Raw genomic sequence first — 15889 nt, 5'->3', positions numbered from 1 at the left:
CCGGTCCCGCCCAATGAACGCGCCCACCCGCCTTCCGCTGCCACCGAGTCTCTACGCCGACACTGCGGTGGAGGCGACGCCGACGCCGCCGCTGACGTCAGACAGGAGCGTGCCGGTCGCGATCATCGGCGGCGGTTTTACCGGCCTTTCCACCGCGTTGCATCTCGCCGAGCAAGGCGTGCTCGCGACCGTGCTGGAGGCGCAGGAGCCGGGCTGGGGCGCCTCCGGCAACAATGGCGGGCAGACCAATCCTGGCCTGAAGCACGACCCGGATCAGATCGAAGCGGATTTCGGCGCCGACCTCGGCCGCCGCATGATCGAATTCTCCTATGGCACCACCAATTTCACGCACGACCTGATCCGCCGCTACCAGATTCCCTGCGAGGCACGGCAGAACGGCACGCTGCGCGCAGCCTACAATGAGGCCAGCGCGGCGGCGATCGAGACCACAGCCAAGCAGTGCATCCGGCGCGGCATGCCGGTGAAACTGCTCAACGCCGCCGAGATGCGCGAGATGACCGGCAGCGACCGTTACCTCTGCGCGATGCTGGATGCGCGCGGCGGCGACCTGCATCCGCTGAGTTACGCGCGCGGCCTGGGGCGCGCCGCGATCGGGGCCGGCGTCGCCGTCCATGGCGAGACGCCGGCGCTGTCGTTGCGCCGTGACGGCGGAAGCTGGCGGATCGAGACCCCGCGCGCGGTCGTGCATGCCGACAAGGTGCTGCTCGCGACCAATGGCTTTACCGATGATCTGTGGCCCGCGCTCCGCCGCACCATCGTGCCGGTGTTCTCGTCGATCGCGGCGACCGCGCCGCTGTCCGAGGAGGTCGCGCGTTCGATCATGCCGGGCCGTCCGGTGCTCTACGAAAGCGGCCATATCACGGTCTATTATCGCATCGACCAGCACAACCGGCTGCTGATGGGCGGCCGTGGCCCGATGCGGTGGATCAGCAAGCCGACCGATGTCGCCTATCTGATCCGCTACGCCGAGCGGCTGTGGCCGCAGCTCAAAGGCGTCAACTGGACCCATGGCTGGAACAGCCGGCTTGCCATCACCGCCGATCACTATCCGCATGTCCATGCGCCCGCGGAGAATCTGCTGATCTCGCTCGGCTGCAACGGCCGCGGCGTCGCGCTCTCGACCGCGATGGGCGCACAACTCGCCCGCCGCCTGATCGGAGGTCCCAAAGCGGAGATCGACATGCCCGTGACGGGCATCAAGCCGATCCCGATGCACGCCTTCTGGCGCGTCGGCGTCACCACGGCGGTGCTGTCCGGGCGGGTACGGGACAAGCTCGGGGTGTAGCGGCCGCTACGGCGTCCCGGCCTCGCCAAGGTGCGTTCTGAAGAACGCGATGGCCGCGGCGTGGAAGCGCTGATGAAAGGCGACGCGGTCGAAGCCCGGCGCGTCGGTGCAGATGGCGGCCATCTTCGCTGTCTCCTCCGGCGTGCAGGTCGCGAGGAAGGAGAAGTGCTTGGCATCCTTCACCAGGTGAAAGTCCGGTTTGGACGGAAGCCTGTCGTCGATCGCAGCCGCACAGCACCCGGAGAGACCGTCGCCATTCTGCGCGGGGTCCGAGCTCCACAATTGAATCGGGATCGTCACCGTCTTCAGGTTCTCGGCCGCAAAGAACAGCACGGGAAAGGGATCGACGATGATCGCGGCCTTGATCCGCGGATCGTGGACGACCGGTCCGCTCGGCTTTTCTCCGCCTTCGAGTTCCTTGCAGGCCCGCAAGCTCGACGTCTGGCAACTCGGCAAGCCCTTGCGGAGATCGGGCTCGCCGCCGATCGCCGCGAGGCCCGTATAACCGCCCCAGGAGAAGCCGTAGAGACCGATGCGTCCGGCGTCGATGTGACCAGCATCAGGCCAGGCACCGAGTGCATAGTCGATCGTGCGCTTGATGTCGGCGGGCCGCTCGACCGTGACCGCAAGGCTGTCGGTGCCGCTGGTGTCGCGCTCGGTATCGGTCGGATGATTGATCGTCACGACGATAAAACCGGCATCCGCCAGCGCTGCGGCCGTGTCATGGTGGCCGCCGAGCCAGCCACGCCGGCCATGCGAGATCACGATCAGCGGCAGCTTGTCTCCCACGATCGGGCAATCGTTGACGCCGAAGAATGTTCGGCCGCCGCGCGCATCGATCTCGTGCGGGGGCTCGGCGCAGGGGTGCCAGGCCACCCCTCTGATCGCAGGCCCGTCGGGACCGGCGGGAACGTCGAAGTGCCGCAGTCCAGCCGCGTGCGCCGCAGAGGCAGCAAGCAACAACAACACGGACAACACGAGGGGAGCACGACGCATGGCTATCGCTTGTCCAGAATCCGCAATTCGGCCGTGGCGCTGGCAACCGTCACATTGTCGGCGTCGATCAGATCGGCCTCGACGATCATGTCGCGGTCGGTCTGCGAGACGACCTTGGCCTTGGCCGTGATCGGCCCGACGCGCGCCGGCTTGAGAAACCGCGTGGTAAGGGTTCTGGTCACCACGGTCTTGGTTGACGGGAGCGCAGCGAGGGCGCCGAGGCCCGTGGCCGAATCCAGCATCGCCGCGAGGAAGCCGCCCTGGATCGTTCCGTGCCGGTTGGTGAACAGCGGCTGCGCCGCGAAGCGGATCGAGGCGATTTCGCCGTCGAATCCCAGCCACTCGCGTCCAAGGAGCTGGGCGCCGGGCGGCACGTCTGCGTTTGCATCGCTCAAGCCGGTCACCATTGTCCGTTGTTGCGTCGAAATGTATCAGCCCGTTTGCGTCCTGCAATGTCCTTCGGCGCGCCATCGCAAAAGCGTCAATCGCTGATTTATTTGCCGCGTCCGAGCGATCCGAGCTTGGGAAATCGCGGAACCATCTTTGATGTGGACAGCGGTCGAAGTTTCGGGCCATCCTGAGATCATTGACGATCCGCATCGTGCGTGACCCATGATCGGGCTTTTTTGCTCGCGGTGTTTTGTGTGAGGTAAATCCGAATTCCCGATTTGATTGCCACGGACTTGGAAGGCTCGTCGGCCGCCGCGACGACAGAGCTCCCCGCTGACCTGAAGGCTGACATCCTGGCGATTAGCCGGATCGATGCAGTTCCGACCATCCTCGACGTCGTGTGCCGCAGCACAGGCATGGGCTTTGCCGCGGTGGCGAGGGTCACGGAAAGCCGCTGGATTGCCTGCGCAGTTCGGGACAACATCGCGTTCGGACTGAAGCCCGGTGGCGAGCTGAAGGTCGAGACCACGATCTGCGACGAAATCCGGGCGAGCGGACACGGCGTCGTCATCGACCACGTTGCCGATGATCCGGCGTTTCGCGACCACCACACGCCGGCGATGTACGGATTTCAAAGCTACATCTCGATTCCGATCGTGCTCGCCGACGGCACGTTTTTCGGGACGCTCTGCGCGATCGATCCGCACCCGGCGAAGGTGAACACGCCGGAAGTCGTCAACATGTTCAAATTGTTCGCGTCGCTGATCGCGTTTCATCTGCAGGCGCAGGAGCGGGTCGCGACCAGCGAGGCGGCGCTGCTAGGCCACCAGCAAGCGGACGAGCTCCGCGAGCAGTTTATCGCGGTGCTCGCGCACGATCTGCGCAATCCGCTCGCCTCGATCGACGCGGGCATGAGGTTGTTGCTGAAGGAGCCGCTCAACGAAAAGTCGATGACCTATGTCGGGTTGCTTCAGAACAGCGTGAAGCGCATGGCGACCCTGATCGACGATGTCCTGGACTTTGCGCGCGCCCGTCTGGGTGGCGGCTTCAAACTGAAGCGCAGCGCCGACGCGCAATTGCTGCCGGCGCTCGAGCAGGTCGTGAATGAACTGCGCGCGGCGTGGCCCGATCGCGTGATCCAGACCGATTTCGCCATCAATCGCGGCATCAATTCGGATCCGGCCCGGATCGCGCAATTGCTGTCCAATTTGGTCGGCAATGCCCTGAAGCACGGCGATGGCAATTCGTCCGTCAGGGTGTCTGCGGCGACCGACAACGAGGGTTTTGAATTGTCGGTCGCCAATGGCGGGGCGCCGATCTCTCCGGCGGTGATCGAGAGGTTGTTCCAGCCCTTCTTTCGCGTTGCGCACCAGTCGACCTACGAAGGCCTGGGTTTGGGTCTCTACATCGCCGCGGAAATTGCGCGCGCCCACAACGGCAAGCTCGAGGTGACGTCCTCCGCTGCCGAGACACGGTTCACGTTTCGAATACCGCGCTGCTGATCGGACTGTGCCCACGCGTCGCGGGAATGCCTATATGTGACTCACCGGCCGTACCACATCTTCAGTGTCGTCCCGGCGAAGGCCGGGACCCATTACCCCAAATCTCAATCGTTGCGCGACGCTGGGGCCGCTATCCCATTCATCACCGCGCGCGGTGGTTATGGGTCCCGGCCTTCGCCGGGACGACGGTGGTGCGTGAGGTGCGACCGTGAGGTGCAGCGGCCGTCTCGAAGCGCGGCGGTCTCCGCGCCGCGATCTCCGATCATTCCGACGGCGACCACCACGGATACTGGCTCGGCATGTCCTGCGAGACCTTGCCCGAAAAGGCCGGCTTCCGCTTCTCGATGAAGGACTGCACGCCCTCGCGCACGTCGGCGTGGCCGCCGCGCTCGACCGACATCGGCTTGTCGATCGCAAGCAATTCGAATGGATCAGGCGCGCCGGCGAAGCGCCAGAGCATCTGGCGGGTCAGCGCGACCGACACGGCCGACGTCTCCGCCGTCATCTCGTGGGCGATCTGCCGCGCCCGCTCGAGCAAGGCATCCGGCTCGACCACCTCGCTGACGAGGCCGCCGGCCAACGCCTCGTCCGCATCGAAGGTCCGGCCGGAGAGGCACCAGCGCAGCGATTGCGGCAGGCCGACGAGCTTTGGCAGGAACCATGCACTGCCGGCCTCCGGCACCAGCCCGCGGCGCGCGAAGATGAAGCCGATCTTGGCGCCGCGAGCGGCGATGCGGATATCCATCGGCAGCGTCATGGTGATGCCGACGCCGACTGCAGCGCCGTTGATCGCGGCGATCGAGGGCTTTCGGCAGTTGAAGATCGCCTCGACGAAGCGGCCGCTGCGCTGGCCGGCGCTTGCGAACACACCGGCGCCGTGGCTGCCCGATGTGTCGAAGCTCTTGGCGCCGCCGGAGACGTCGGCGCCGGCACAGAAGGCGCGGCCCGCGCCGGTGACGATGATCGCGCGGACGCCGTCGTCCGCATCGGCGCGCTGGAACGCGTCCGCAATCTCCGCGCCCATGGTGCCGGTGTAGGCATTGAGCTTGTCGGGCCGATTGAGCGTGACGATCATCAGGGAGCCGTCGATGTCGCACGTGATGTGTTCGTAGCTCATGACGGCCTCCCCGGGATGCTTGTTGTTATGCTTGCCGTGATCGGTTCACGCCTCCGCGATTGCATCGCTCCACGGATGGAACGGCTCGGTGGCGCCGCTGTTTGTGGTGCCGTCGCGCAGCACGATGCTGGGGCAGGCAAACTTCTTTGGTTGGGTCTGGATGCGCGCCTCCGCATAGTCGAAGCTGCCGCGCAGCACCTCACGCACAGCTTGCGGCAGGCGGACATCGCCGATCACCACATTGCCTTCGCTGGCGTCGATGCGTGGCTGATGGATCGCGGCGTCGAGGTCCATGCCGAAATCCATCACGAAGGAGAGCAGCTGCGACACCGCGGGCAGGATACGGCGGCCGCCGGATGCGCCGGCGGCAAGACGACGGCCGTCTGCAGCCTCAGCCACCACGGGCGTGTAATTGGTCAGGCAGCGCTTGCCGGGCGCGAGCGAGTTCGGATTACCCTGCGTCGGATCGAACCACATGATGCCGTTGTTCATGGTGAGGCCGGTGTTCGGCGTTACGAATTTGGAGCCGAAGGTCGAGAGCAGCGTCTGCGTCACCGCGGCCATGTTGCCGTCGCGGTCGACCGCGGAGAAATGCGTGGTGCAGCTTGGGGCGATCGCCTCGGCGCCGAGCGCGCGGCGGCCGTCGACGTCGCCCATGTCCTTCAGCCGCTCGCGATAGGCGACCTGCAGCGCCTCGGCGTAGGCAGCATAGGTGGCCGCATCCGGACCGCCCTGCGCGGGCGCGAGCGCCTTCTGCAGCAAGCCGAGCGTGCGCGCCATGGTCGGACCCGCGGTCAGCTCCGGCGTCGCGTAGACCGTGCCGCCGCGATAGGGGATCTTGAGCGGTTCGCGCAGATGGGCGCGGAAGGCAGCGAGATCGCGCACCGACAGTGCGCCACCAGCGGCCTGGATGTCGTCGGCGATGCTGCGCGCCAGATCGCCTTCGTAGAAATCGCGCGGGCCGGCCGCGGCAAGCTGCGCCATCGTCGCCTGCAGCCTATCCTGCGGCATGCGGACCACCGACTTGATGCCCCATTGCGCATTCGGCGGCAGGCCGTCCAGCAGATACGCCGCGGCGCTGGCCGGATAGCGCCGCAGATCCGCGGCGGAGCTAGCGACCATGTCGGTGGTCCACCAATCCACGAGCAGGCCTTCACCGGCGAGCTTGACGCTCGGTGCCAACAGGTCCTTCCACGGCATTTTGGCGTGGCGGCGATGCGCCTCTTCCATGCCGGCGACGACGCCGGGCACCGCGATCGAGCCCGGTCCGTGCAGATTGCGGTCGTCCTTGACCCGCGCCCAGGGGAACAGGTCGGAGGCCGCGCCGCCGGTCAGCGGATAGTCCTCGAGGCGCAGGCCGTCCGGCGCGCGCATGCCGTAGTCGATCACCTCGACGCGGTTCTCCTTGGCGCGGTACAGCACCATCGCGCCGCCGCCGCCGGCGCCGCTCATCCACGGCTCCAGCACGCCGAGGGCAAAGGTGGTTGCGATCACGGCGTCGACGCAATCGCCGCCCGCTGCCAATACCTCCGCGCCGACTTCGGCCGCCTTGCGCGACTGCGCGGCGACAATGCCGCCCTTGGCGCTGACGGCCGGCTTGCGGATCACTTGCGAGTTGGAGAACTGGTCGGACATGGCGTTGCTTTCGCTGTTCTTGTTGCGGGCGGGTCGCGTTGGCGTAGCATGCCAAGCATGGCACTGTCAGTGCAACAAGAACCAATTTCGGGGAGCGGAAAATGAGCAGTGTGAAGCGTGAGAGGGACGGCAAGGTCGGCATTCTGACGCTGAACGATCCCGGCAGCCTGAATGCCATGACGCCGGAACTGCTCGGCGATCTCGCGCGCGCCGTCGGCGAGATGGGCGTCGAACCCGGCATCCGCGCGCTGGTCCTGACCGGGGAGGGACGCGGCTTCTGCTCCGGGCAGAATCTCAAGGCGTTCAACTCGCTCGGCGACAATATCTATACCGGCGTGATGAAGCATTACTGGCCGGCGATGCAGGCCTTGCGCGAGTGCCAGATGCCGGTGGTGGTCGCCGTCAACGGCGTCGCGGCCGGCGGCGGCTTCAGCCTTGCGATGTCCGGCGATATCATCCTGGCCGCGCGCTCGGCGAGCTTCATCCAGGTGTTCAGCCGGATCGGCCTGGTGCCCGACCTCGGCTCGACCTGGCTGCTGCCGCGCCTGATCGGGCGCCAGCGCGCGCTCGAGCTGATGCTGCTGAACGAGCCGTTGTCGGCTGAGCGGGCGAAAGAGTGGGGATTGGTGCGCGATGTCGTGGACGACGCGAAGCTGCTCGACGAGGCGAAAGCGCTCGCCGGCCGCCTCGCCGATGGCCCGACGCGCGCGCTGGTCGCGACGCGGCAGCTGCTCGAGGAGAGCGAGCACGCCAGCTACGCCGATCAGTTCCGCCGCGAGATCGAGCTGCAGATGGTGATCCGCGAAAGCGCCGACGCGAAGGAAGGCCGTCAGGCCTTCGTCGAGAAGCGCAAGGCCCAGTTCACGGGGCGCTAGGCCAGCATGCTAGCCGATCGCAATCGCGATCTTGCCGAAATGCGCGCCGCTCGCCATGTGGGCGAACGCGTCCTTGACCTGGTCGAACGCGAACACCTTGTCGATCACCGGCTTGACGCCGTGCATGCTGATCCCGTCGCACAGCGCCTGCAGATCCTCGATCGAGCCGACGGTGACGCCCTGCAGCCGCTGCTGCTGCATCACCATCAGCGGCAGCCTTGTGTCGGAAGAAGCGGGACCGGCGAGCACGCCGATGAAGGCGATGGTGCCGCCGATTTTCGTCGCGCGGATCGACTCATTCAGCGTGCCGACGCCACCGACCTCGACGACGAGATCGACGCCGCGCCCGGTCAGCTCGCGCGCCTTCTTGCCCCAGTCGGGCGTGGTCTTGTAGTTGAGCGTGACATCGGCGCCGAGCTGCTTCAGCCGCACGATCTTGGCGTCGCTGGACGAGGTCGCGATGACGCGGGCGCCGCACATCTTGGCGAATTGCAGCGCGAACAGCGACACGCCGCCGGTGCCCTGGGTCAGCACGGACTGTCCCGGCTTGATGTCGCCGAGCTTGACCACCGCGCTCCATGCCGTGAGGCCGGCGCACGGCAGCGCCGCGGCCTCGATGTCGCTGAGATGGTCCGGCGTGCGCACCAGCGCGTGCGCCGGAAACACCCGGTATTCGGTCAGCACGCCGTCGACGCTGCCGCCGAGCGCCGCGCGCATCCGCCCCTCGCTGGGCTCGCCGCCGAGCCAGCTTTCGAAGAAGCTGCCGATCACGCGATCACCGGGTGCGAAACTCCTGACCCCGGCGCCGACTGCCTCGACGACACCGGCGCCGTCGGACACCGGCACCAGCGGAAATTTCTGCCGCGAACCGTAGCCGCCCTTGACCGTGAGCAGGTCGCGATAGTTCAGCGTCGCCGCCTTCAGCCGCACCAGGACCTCGCCGGGGCCGGCCTGCGGAACCGGCTTGTCGACCAGCGCAAGCGCATCGACGCCGCCGGGGCCTTGCAACTCATAGCATTTCACGGGGCGTCTCCTGCTGGCTGTTCTCGTCGATCTTCTTGTCTTGGGCAGCGCACCCGGCGCCGCCGCGCATCCACCCAGCATATGTCAGGCCTGCGGCACGTGGCCATAGCGTGCAGTGCGGCTGATGGAATGGCGCCCATGTCCGAACATGTTGGCGCTGCCGTAAAATACCGCCAATGTGCCGTTGATGAAGTGACCGAGCGGAGGTGACCATGGCTGCCTTGCTTGAGACGAAACCCAATCCGATCGCGGCGTTCGCACGGGGTGTGGTCCGAACGCTGCTTGCCGCCGCATTGATCTGTTGCAGTGGCGTGATGGCGGCGGCGGACGACAGCCTCTACCGCGCGCAGACCGTCGTCACCGGCCAGGGCGAGCCGAACCGCATCATCGGCTTCGGTGCATGTCTGGAGGACGTGCTGATCAAGGTGTCAGGTCAGCCGATGCTTGCAGGCGACCGCAGGCTTGCCGCCTACAAAGCGAAGGCCAGAGAATTCGTCAGCAGTTTCGACTATCACGACCAGTATGCCGGCAAGCCGCATCATGACGAGCAGGGCACCCGCGACCGGCCTTACGACCTGACGGTCGCTTTCGACCAGAGCAAGATCGACGGCGTTCTCGCCAAGCTCGGCCTCAAGCCGTGGCGATCGCAGCGGCCGGCGCTCGGCGTGTTCGTCGAGATGCTGCACGGACCGAAGGACTTCATCGTCACATCGGACGGGACGCAGTCCGATCTGCAGCGCGATGCACTCGCGGCTGCCGCCGGCAAGCGCGGCATGCGCTTCGTGCTGCCTGATTCGGCTGCGCTGACGCGCACCAATTTCACGGCCGCCGGGCTCCTGAAGATGCCGCCCGCGCAGCTGAGTGCGATCGTGGCGCCGCAGGGCGGCGAGGCCATCCTGGTCGGACAGCTGGTCTGGGATGACAAGGATCTCGGCTGGGTCACGCGATGGCGGATGGCGTGGCGCGGCAAGGACTACACTTGGCAGTTTCGCGGCGTCACCTTCGATGAGGCCTTCCGGCGTGGCGTCGGCGGCGCCGCGCAGGTGCTGTCCGGCAATGGCGATCCGGGACGATCGAAATGAGCTTGCTTTAGCCGGCGTAGCCGAGCGTCTGCGACGGGTACTCACCGAACATCGCGCGGTAGTATTGCGAGAAGCGCCCGAGCTCGATGAAGCCCTGTTCGATCGCGACCTTGGAAACGGTGGTCTGCTCCGGCGTGCTTTCGCGCAGGATCGAACGGATCATGCAGAGCCGCTTGTAGCGCAGGAACGTCACCGGGCCGACGCCGAACACCTCGTGGAAGGCGCGGTGCAGGCTGCGTCGCGACAGCCGAAGCTCGGTGCAGATTTCCGAGACATGGACCGGGCGGGCGCCCGCGGCGTGCAGATAGTCCTCGACGTGGCGCACCAGCCTCATCGCCGACGGCAGATAGCTGGTTCCGTCTGACGGCAGCGATGTGATGGCCGTCGGCCTGACGCATTCGATGATCGCGCGCTTCCAGAACTCGGACGAGGAGTCCGACAGCGCGTCCGGATACCGGGCGAGATGCGCGACGATCTGCGGCAGTCTGGCCGCCCCGGCCATGCCGAGCGCGGGGTCGGCGCGAAAGTGGTTCTTTGCCTGCCAGGTTTCGGCATCGGCGAGCCGCGGCTCGCCGCCGAATATGTCGGGCAGATCGGCCATGTCGAAGCGAATGGCGGCATAGGACGAGGCCTTGTGAAAGACGCCGTCATGCTCGACCGACGGAGGGATCACCAGCACGTCGGCCGGCTGCATGTCGAATGCCCAATGCGTGACGCGATCCGTGGCGTTCAGCAGCATTCCGATGATCAGCTTGTTATCGGCCGAAGTGCGCTGGGTGCGGACCCCGACGTTGAATGCGCCGATGCTGAGCGAAAAATCGCCGATCCCGACATGGGACAGCGTCCCGCGCAGCTTGCCGCGCTCAAGCTGCATGACCTCGACATGCGAGCCCTTGACGGCGTCGTGGAGTCCCTCGAAGCCGTCAAGCTCGCCGCTGTGAACCGTCAGGTGCTGGCCCATATCCATGCGTCCCACGGCGGAATCGTCGGCGGGATTTTTGCCGGTTTTGCTCGGGAAGGCAACGTGGACGACGGCACTGAGTTGATGGGTCGGCACGTCGTTTTGCCAGGACCGCGCGCCCTGGGGACGAGACTGGCACAAAGTGCATATCGCCCCCGCCGCATGGCGGGCAATCGGTTGATCTTAAAGCAAATTGCGCAGTCGCCAGGCGTCTGCGCCGGTCGCTAGGCCGCCATCAGGTGCTCAAGCGCAACAGCCTGCTCGCGGGTCTGGAACGCGATGGCGGTGTGCGTGAAACCCGACGAGGCCTGGGTCTGCGCGATGTGGTTGAGGACTTCGGTGCCCTTGACCACGTGAAGGTCCATTCCGGGGCCGGCCGGGAAAATGCCGAGGACGACATCGTAGGCCTCGACGATGGCCTTCAGGGCGCTGCCCTTGTCTTCCGAGGCATCGATAAAGATACGAACATCCGCGGCGATACTACGAAGTTCGTCAAAGTCGATCACTGGAAGTCTCCTATACGCAACTCACTGATCGACTCTAGCTACAACTTGCTTACTGAAACCTAAATTACGCCCGGTTCCTTCATGCGCTCACCGCACCGTGAATCGAATCGCTTCCCGGTCTGCCGCTTTTCAGCCGCCGCTCGGCGATCGCCGCTTCGCAATGCGCTTGACCGGCGCATGCGCCGGCGCTGCATGTTCGGACGGATCGGCCATGTGAGGAATGCGGTGCTCGATGTGATCAACGACACGGAAGAAGGTGTCCAACGTCCTGGCGTCGAGGTCGGCCGTGAGGTTGCTGTGCCGGCGCAGGATTTCGTCGAGGCTGCGGTCGAGCAGCGCCACGCCCTGCGCCGTCAGGCGGATCTCGCTCCGGTTCCGGGCGCTGCCTCGGACCGGGGTCAGCTCGATCAGCCCCTTCTTCTTCAGCGACGTCGTCTCGCGGCTGACGACGGCCTTGTCGAGTTGCGCGTTGGTCCAGATGTCGTAGGCGCTGGCGGGCTCATGCTCCCTGAGATAGGACAGCACCCGCCATTGCGCGAGCGAGACGCCGTAGGCCTGCGGGAAGAACGCGTTGGCGTTCGCGCGCAACTTCGCGACCAGGCTCGACAGCACCGTCGGTACGTAGCGTTCGAAATCGATCACCAGTTCCGAGCGCGCGTCCTCCTGCGGGGCGTGGCGCGCGTCAGCGACTTTGGTACGATTTGGAGCAGTCCGGCTTTTCATTCTTTCACGAGTTGTGTGCGCGCGATCAACACCAGGACCGCCGCGACGAGGAGAACGCCTGATACCACGAGGAAGCCGGTAGTGAAGCTGCCGGAAGCATCCTTGGCGCGTCCGATCACGATCGGGATCGTCGCACCTCCAATGCTGCCGATGGTACTGACCAGACCGATCGCTCCCGGCGCGCTCTGCCGCGACATGTAGGACTGCGGAATGGTCCAGAACACGGCCTGCGTACCATAGACGCCGACATTGGCAACCATGAATCCGACGATGATCCAGACCGGCGATGTGGAGAAGGCCGCGATTGCGAAGCCCGCTGCCGCGATCACGAAGGTCGTCGCGGCATAGTAGAAGCGTTCACCGACATGATCGGAGTGCCGTGACAGTGCAATCATGCCGATCAGGCCGGCGATCGGCGGGATCGCGGTCACGAAGCCGACCTGCGAATTCGGCAGGCCGAACGACTTGATGATCTGCGGCAGCCAGGGGAACAGCGAAGCCAGCCCGCAGAACAGGCCGAAATTGCACAGGCCGAACAGCAGCACCATCGGCTTGGTGATGGTCCTGAGCACGCCCTCGGCATGCACCACCCCGGTTGCCTTGGCGTCGCGCTCCAGCGCGCCGGTCAGCCAGTTGCGCTGCGCGGTCGACAGCCAGTTCGCCTGCTGCGGGCGGTCGGTCAGATAGAAGATGCCGACGATCCCCAGGATGATGGGCGGCACGCCTTCGAGGATGAACAGCCACTTCCAGCCGGCGATGCCGAACGTTCCGTTCAGCTCGAGGATGACGCCGGAGATCAGCGAGGCGAAGATATAGGAGATCGGCACCGCATAATTGAACATGGCGTTGTAGCGGGCGCGGTAGCTGAACGGAAACCAGAGGCTCAGCAGCAGCATGACGCCGGGAAACAGGCCGGACTCGGCAAAGCCGAGGAAGCCGCGGAATGCATAGAGGCTGAGCGGGCCCTGCGTGAAGGCCATCAGCACCGTGGCGATGCCCCACAGGATCGCGATCCGCGTCAGCGTGACGCGGGCGCCGTATTTGGCGAGGATCAGATTGCTCGGGATCTCGAAGATGGAATAGGTGAAATACATGATCCCGACCGCGATGCCGAACATCTCGGCATTGAGCCCGAGCTCCTTGTTCATCTGCAGCGCGGCAAAGGAGATGTTGCCGCGGTCGAGAATGGCGAGGAAGTACATCGCCATCACGAACCACATCAGGCGCAGCGCGACCTTGCGGATGGTGGTGCGTTCGATCTCCGGATCGGCGGTCGCGCTCACCGCCTTGTCCATCACGACTTCGGTCATCCCGGCTTCCCCCGATGCTTGCTTTTTGATGGTCGTCTTATGCGGGCAGGCAGACTTCCAGCCGATCGCCCGCCACGCGAACGGGATAGGTCTGGATGTCGATCTCGACCGGGCTGGTCAGCGCCTCGCCGGTCCTGATGTCGAAGCGGCCCATATGCAGCGGGCATTCGATCTCGCAGCCGTCCAGCATGCCGTCGGACAGCAGCGCCTCCGCATGGGTGCAGATGTTGCTCGTCGCATAGTACTCGCTGCCGACGCGGTAGAGCGCGATGTGGTGGCCGGCGATCTCGATGCCGTGAGGTTCGCCCTCGTTCAACGCGCCGAGTGCGGCAGCTTCGTGCCAGATTCCTTGATCCGTCATGTGGTCTCTCAAATGCTGTAGAAATCGAGCACGGTCGGGACCCGGTCATTGACCAGCGTGATGACCTTGCGCGCGATCTTCCAGGTCTCGCCTTCGCGCCTCAGCGTGTGCTGATAGCGCCCATGGCGCAGATGCTCCTTGGCGACACGCGGGTCGTAGACGTGCACCGAGAACACCGACTGGCAGGTGATCTCGTCAGGTCCGCTCTCGGACGCCTCCAGGTTCGAGATCTGGTGCACGGTGCGCGGCAACGGCAGCGCCGTGATCGATTTGCGCGACTCGATGCGAGCGATCCGCTCTTCCAGTCCGCGCCGTGCATCGTGGTAGAGCAGCGAGACCTGCGTATCGGGATCACTGGTCGTGGTGTATTCGTCGAGCCATCCCGGCACCCAGTAGACGGCGTCCTCGCTGTACATCGCGACCCAATCGGTCCATTCGCCGGTGTCGAGCAGGCGGGCCTCGCGGAAGATGACAGCGGCGGCGACCGCCTGAGCGTCGGCTTGTTCGATTGCGCTGCCAGCCATCACGCCGTCTCCCCCGCGGCGTGCTGCAACAGCCTGCGCCATTCACGATAGCCGGGGTGGAAATTCGTCTCGCCGCCGAAGCTGGTGGGGCCGAACGACCATTCGGACGCCGTTATGCCGAGCTCGCGCGTGTGCGCGCTTTCGCCGTGGCCGACGTCTGCAACGCCGCGCAGATAGCCTTGCGTGGGCGCGGCCGACGTCGCGTCGTAGCCGGTCTGGCAGAATTCATACATCACGTTGTCGTCGGAGCTCGCGAGCCCGGATGCGTTGAAGAAGTCTTCGTAGTTGCGAATCCGAAGCGTGCGCGCCGCAGCGCTCTCGCCGACCGGCGCGAGGCAATGCGACACCATCTCGGTCTTGTCGGGCGCCAGCGGGCGCCAGGTCCGCACCTGCGCCGACAGGATGTCGATCACCTGGAGGTTCGGAAAGATCGTGAGGTTGCGTTGCCGCAGCATCCACTTGGCGCGGGTGCTGCCGACGCGCTGCCGCACGGCATCGAGACGTGCCGGATCCATGCCGAGCGGACGGCCATAGAGCTGCGTGCGCTTGATCGACCAGTTGACGGCGTGGCCATAGTCGAAACTGAAGCTGCCTTGCCCTTCCTGTTCGCCTTCCGGCTCGACCGTGAAGCCGGCGTCCGGCCCGGTGGTGGCGTTGCGCTTCTTCAGGATATCGACGTAGGAGCTGTGAGTGGTCGCGAAATGATAGTAGTCGAGGCCGTTCTCGAACTGCAGCTTCCAGTTTGCATCGAACGTGTAGGTGCTGGCGCCGGGCACGAACTCGACTTCACCGCTGTCGCTCTGATCGATGATGAGGTCGAGGAAGGCGCGGCTATCGCCGAGAAACTCCTCCAGTTGTGGAACGTCGCCTGAGAGGCTTGCGAACAGGAATCCGCGATACGAGCCAAGCCGGGCGACCGGGAGAAGGTCGTGATTCTGGTTCGAGAAGGACAGCGGATACTGCCCGCTGGCTTCCTCCGTCACCGAGATGTTGCGGCCGCTCGAGTCGTAGGCCCAGCCATGATAACGGCAGACATGGAATTTCTGCCGGCCCTGCTTGAACGGGCAGACGACCGTTCCGCGATGCCGGCAGGTGTTGAGGAAGGCGCCGACCTTGCCCTCGGCGCTCCGCATCACCAGAATCGGATGCCGGCCGATATGGGTGGTGACGAAGTCGTTGGGCCGGGCGACCTGGGATTCCAGGCCGATGAAATTCCATGTGGCCTCGAAAATATGCCGCAGCTCGGCGTCGAACACCTCCGGATCGCTGAAGATCCGGCGATCGACTTGGAAGATGTGTTCGCTGGGACGGTCGTCAATCAGCCGGGAAATCTCCCGCAGCCGTGCCGCGTGGTTCTGCGAAGCAGCGTTCATCACGTCCTCCCTTCGGCTTCCCGCCGGCGGTGCCAGGCGAACCCAAGGTCGCCCGCAGAGCCATTGCAGCTCTCGTCCGTCCACGGCGGGAACAGCCGGCTTGATCGCCAATCTTGGAGTGACTCTATAGTTGTCATGACAACTATCGTCAAGACGATTGGTTGACCGGACAGCCGGAGCGGGACGCGGTGGGGCAGGCCGGCCG

Annotated in this window: 16 protein-coding genes; 4 read left to right on the top strand and 12 right to left on the bottom strand. The window is 65.4% G+C overall.

Annotation, left to right across the window (positions count from 1 at the left end; translation table 11 throughout):
• Positions 1-13 precede the first annotated feature (13 nt).
• Complete coding sequence (locus ACE103_RS32695) at positions 14-1306, top strand: NAD(P)/FAD-dependent oxidoreductase (RefSeq protein WP_375776402.1); 1293 nt, start codon at positions 14-16, stop codon at positions 1304-1306.
• A 6-nt stretch (positions 1307-1312) separates the two neighbouring features.
• On the opposite strand, the gene ACE103_RS32690 is transcribed toward ACE103_RS32695, so the two are convergent.
• Positions 1313-2302, bottom strand: a complete 990-nt coding sequence (locus tag ACE103_RS32690; protein ID WP_375776401.1) for an alpha/beta hydrolase family protein — start codon at positions 2300-2302, stop codon at positions 1313-1315.
• Between the two features lie 2 nt (positions 2303-2304).
• Entirely contained in the window at positions 2305-2706 is a 402-nt protein-coding gene (locus ACE103_RS32685; RefSeq protein WP_375776400.1) for a PaaI family thioesterase, read from the bottom strand.
• A gap of 264 nt (positions 2707-2970) precedes the next feature.
• On the opposite strand from ACE103_RS32685, the gene ACE103_RS32680 reads away from it, so the two are divergent.
• Positions 2971-4194 (top strand): GAF domain-containing sensor histidine kinase, encoded by a 1224-nt coding sequence (locus ACE103_RS32680; protein ID WP_223976765.1) that lies wholly within the window; start codon positions 2971-2973, stop codon positions 4192-4194.
• A 262-nt stretch (positions 4195-4456) separates the two neighbouring features.
• On the opposite strand, the gene ACE103_RS32675 is transcribed toward ACE103_RS32680, so the two are convergent.
• Positions 4457-5311, bottom strand: a complete 855-nt coding sequence (locus ACE103_RS32675; RefSeq protein WP_375776399.1) for an enoyl-CoA hydratase-related protein — start codon at positions 5309-5311, stop codon at positions 4457-4459.
• A 45-nt stretch (positions 5312-5356) separates the two neighbouring features.
• Complete coding sequence (locus ACE103_RS32670; protein WP_375776398.1) at positions 5357-6946, bottom strand: gamma-glutamyltransferase; 1590 nt, start codon at positions 6944-6946, stop codon at positions 5357-5359.
• 101 nt (positions 6947-7047) lie between these two features.
• On the opposite strand from ACE103_RS32670, the gene ACE103_RS32665 reads away from it, so the two are divergent.
• Positions 7048-7821, top strand: a complete 774-nt coding sequence (locus tag ACE103_RS32665) for an enoyl-CoA hydratase-related protein (RefSeq protein WP_375776397.1) — start codon at positions 7048-7050, stop codon at positions 7819-7821.
• A gap of 9 nt (positions 7822-7830) precedes the next feature.
• On the opposite strand, the gene ACE103_RS32660 is transcribed toward ACE103_RS32665, so the two are convergent.
• Positions 7831-8844: an NAD(P)-dependent alcohol dehydrogenase gene (locus ACE103_RS32660; RefSeq protein WP_375776396.1), complete on the bottom strand. Its 1014-nt coding sequence runs from the start codon at positions 8842-8844 to the stop codon at positions 7831-7833.
• 212 nt (positions 8845-9056) lie between these two features.
• On the opposite strand from ACE103_RS32660, the gene ACE103_RS32655 reads away from it, so the two are divergent.
• Entirely contained in the window at positions 9057-9926 is an 870-nt protein-coding gene (locus tag ACE103_RS32655; RefSeq protein WP_375776395.1) for a DUF2066 domain-containing protein, read from the top strand.
• A gap of 7 nt (positions 9927-9933) precedes the next feature.
• Here ACE103_RS32655 and ACE103_RS32650 read toward each other — a convergent pair whose 3' ends face one another.
• The 7 genes from ACE103_RS32650 to ACE103_RS32620 all read right to left on the bottom strand — a co-directional run bounded on the left by ACE103_RS32650 (position 9934) and on the right by ACE103_RS32620 (position 15684).
• On the bottom strand, positions 9934-10887 hold the full coding sequence (locus ACE103_RS32650) for a helix-turn-helix domain-containing protein (RefSeq protein ID WP_223977035.1): 954 nt from the start codon (positions 10885-10887) through the stop codon (positions 9934-9936).
• Positions 10888-11111: 224 nt separating this feature from the next.
• Entirely contained in the window at positions 11112-11393 is a 282-nt protein-coding gene (locus ACE103_RS32645) for a hypothetical protein (RefSeq protein WP_223976780.1), read from the bottom strand.
• Between the two features lie 129 nt (positions 11394-11522).
• On the bottom strand, positions 11523-12035 hold the full coding sequence (locus ACE103_RS32640) for a MarR family winged helix-turn-helix transcriptional regulator (RefSeq protein WP_375776394.1): 513 nt from the start codon (positions 12033-12035) through the stop codon (positions 11523-11525).
• Between the two features lie 77 nt (positions 12036-12112).
• Positions 12113-13426: an MFS transporter gene (locus tag ACE103_RS32635; RefSeq protein ID WP_375776393.1), complete on the bottom strand. Its 1314-nt coding sequence runs from the start codon at positions 13424-13426 to the stop codon at positions 12113-12115.
• Between the two features lie 37 nt (positions 13427-13463).
• On the bottom strand, positions 13464-13787 hold the full coding sequence (locus ACE103_RS32630) for a non-heme iron oxygenase ferredoxin subunit (protein WP_212316359.1): 324 nt from the start codon (positions 13785-13787) through the stop codon (positions 13464-13466).
• Positions 13788-13795: 8 nt separating this feature from the next.
• Positions 13796-14311 carry an aromatic-ring-hydroxylating dioxygenase subunit beta gene (locus ACE103_RS32625; RefSeq protein ID WP_375776392.1) on the bottom strand — a complete coding sequence of 172 codons (516 nt, stop codon included), beginning with the start codon at positions 14309-14311 and terminating at the stop codon, positions 13796-13798.
• The gene (locus ACE103_RS32620; protein WP_375776391.1) at positions 14311-15684 is read right to left on the bottom strand and encodes an SRPBCC family protein; all 1374 of its coding nucleotides are present in this window, start codon (positions 15682-15684) and stop codon (positions 14311-14313) included. The genes ACE103_RS32625 and ACE103_RS32620 overlap by 1 nt, the downstream gene beginning before the upstream one ends.
• Positions 15685-15889: the final 205 nt, after the last annotated feature.

The sequence above is a fragment of the Bradyrhizobium sp. ma5 genome (assembly GCF_042258955.1).
Lineage (GTDB): Bacteria > Pseudomonadota > Alphaproteobacteria > Rhizobiales > Xanthobacteraceae > Bradyrhizobium.
The sequence above is the reverse complement of the archived record's forward strand: the minus strand, read 5'-3'. Positions and strand labels throughout refer to the sequence as shown.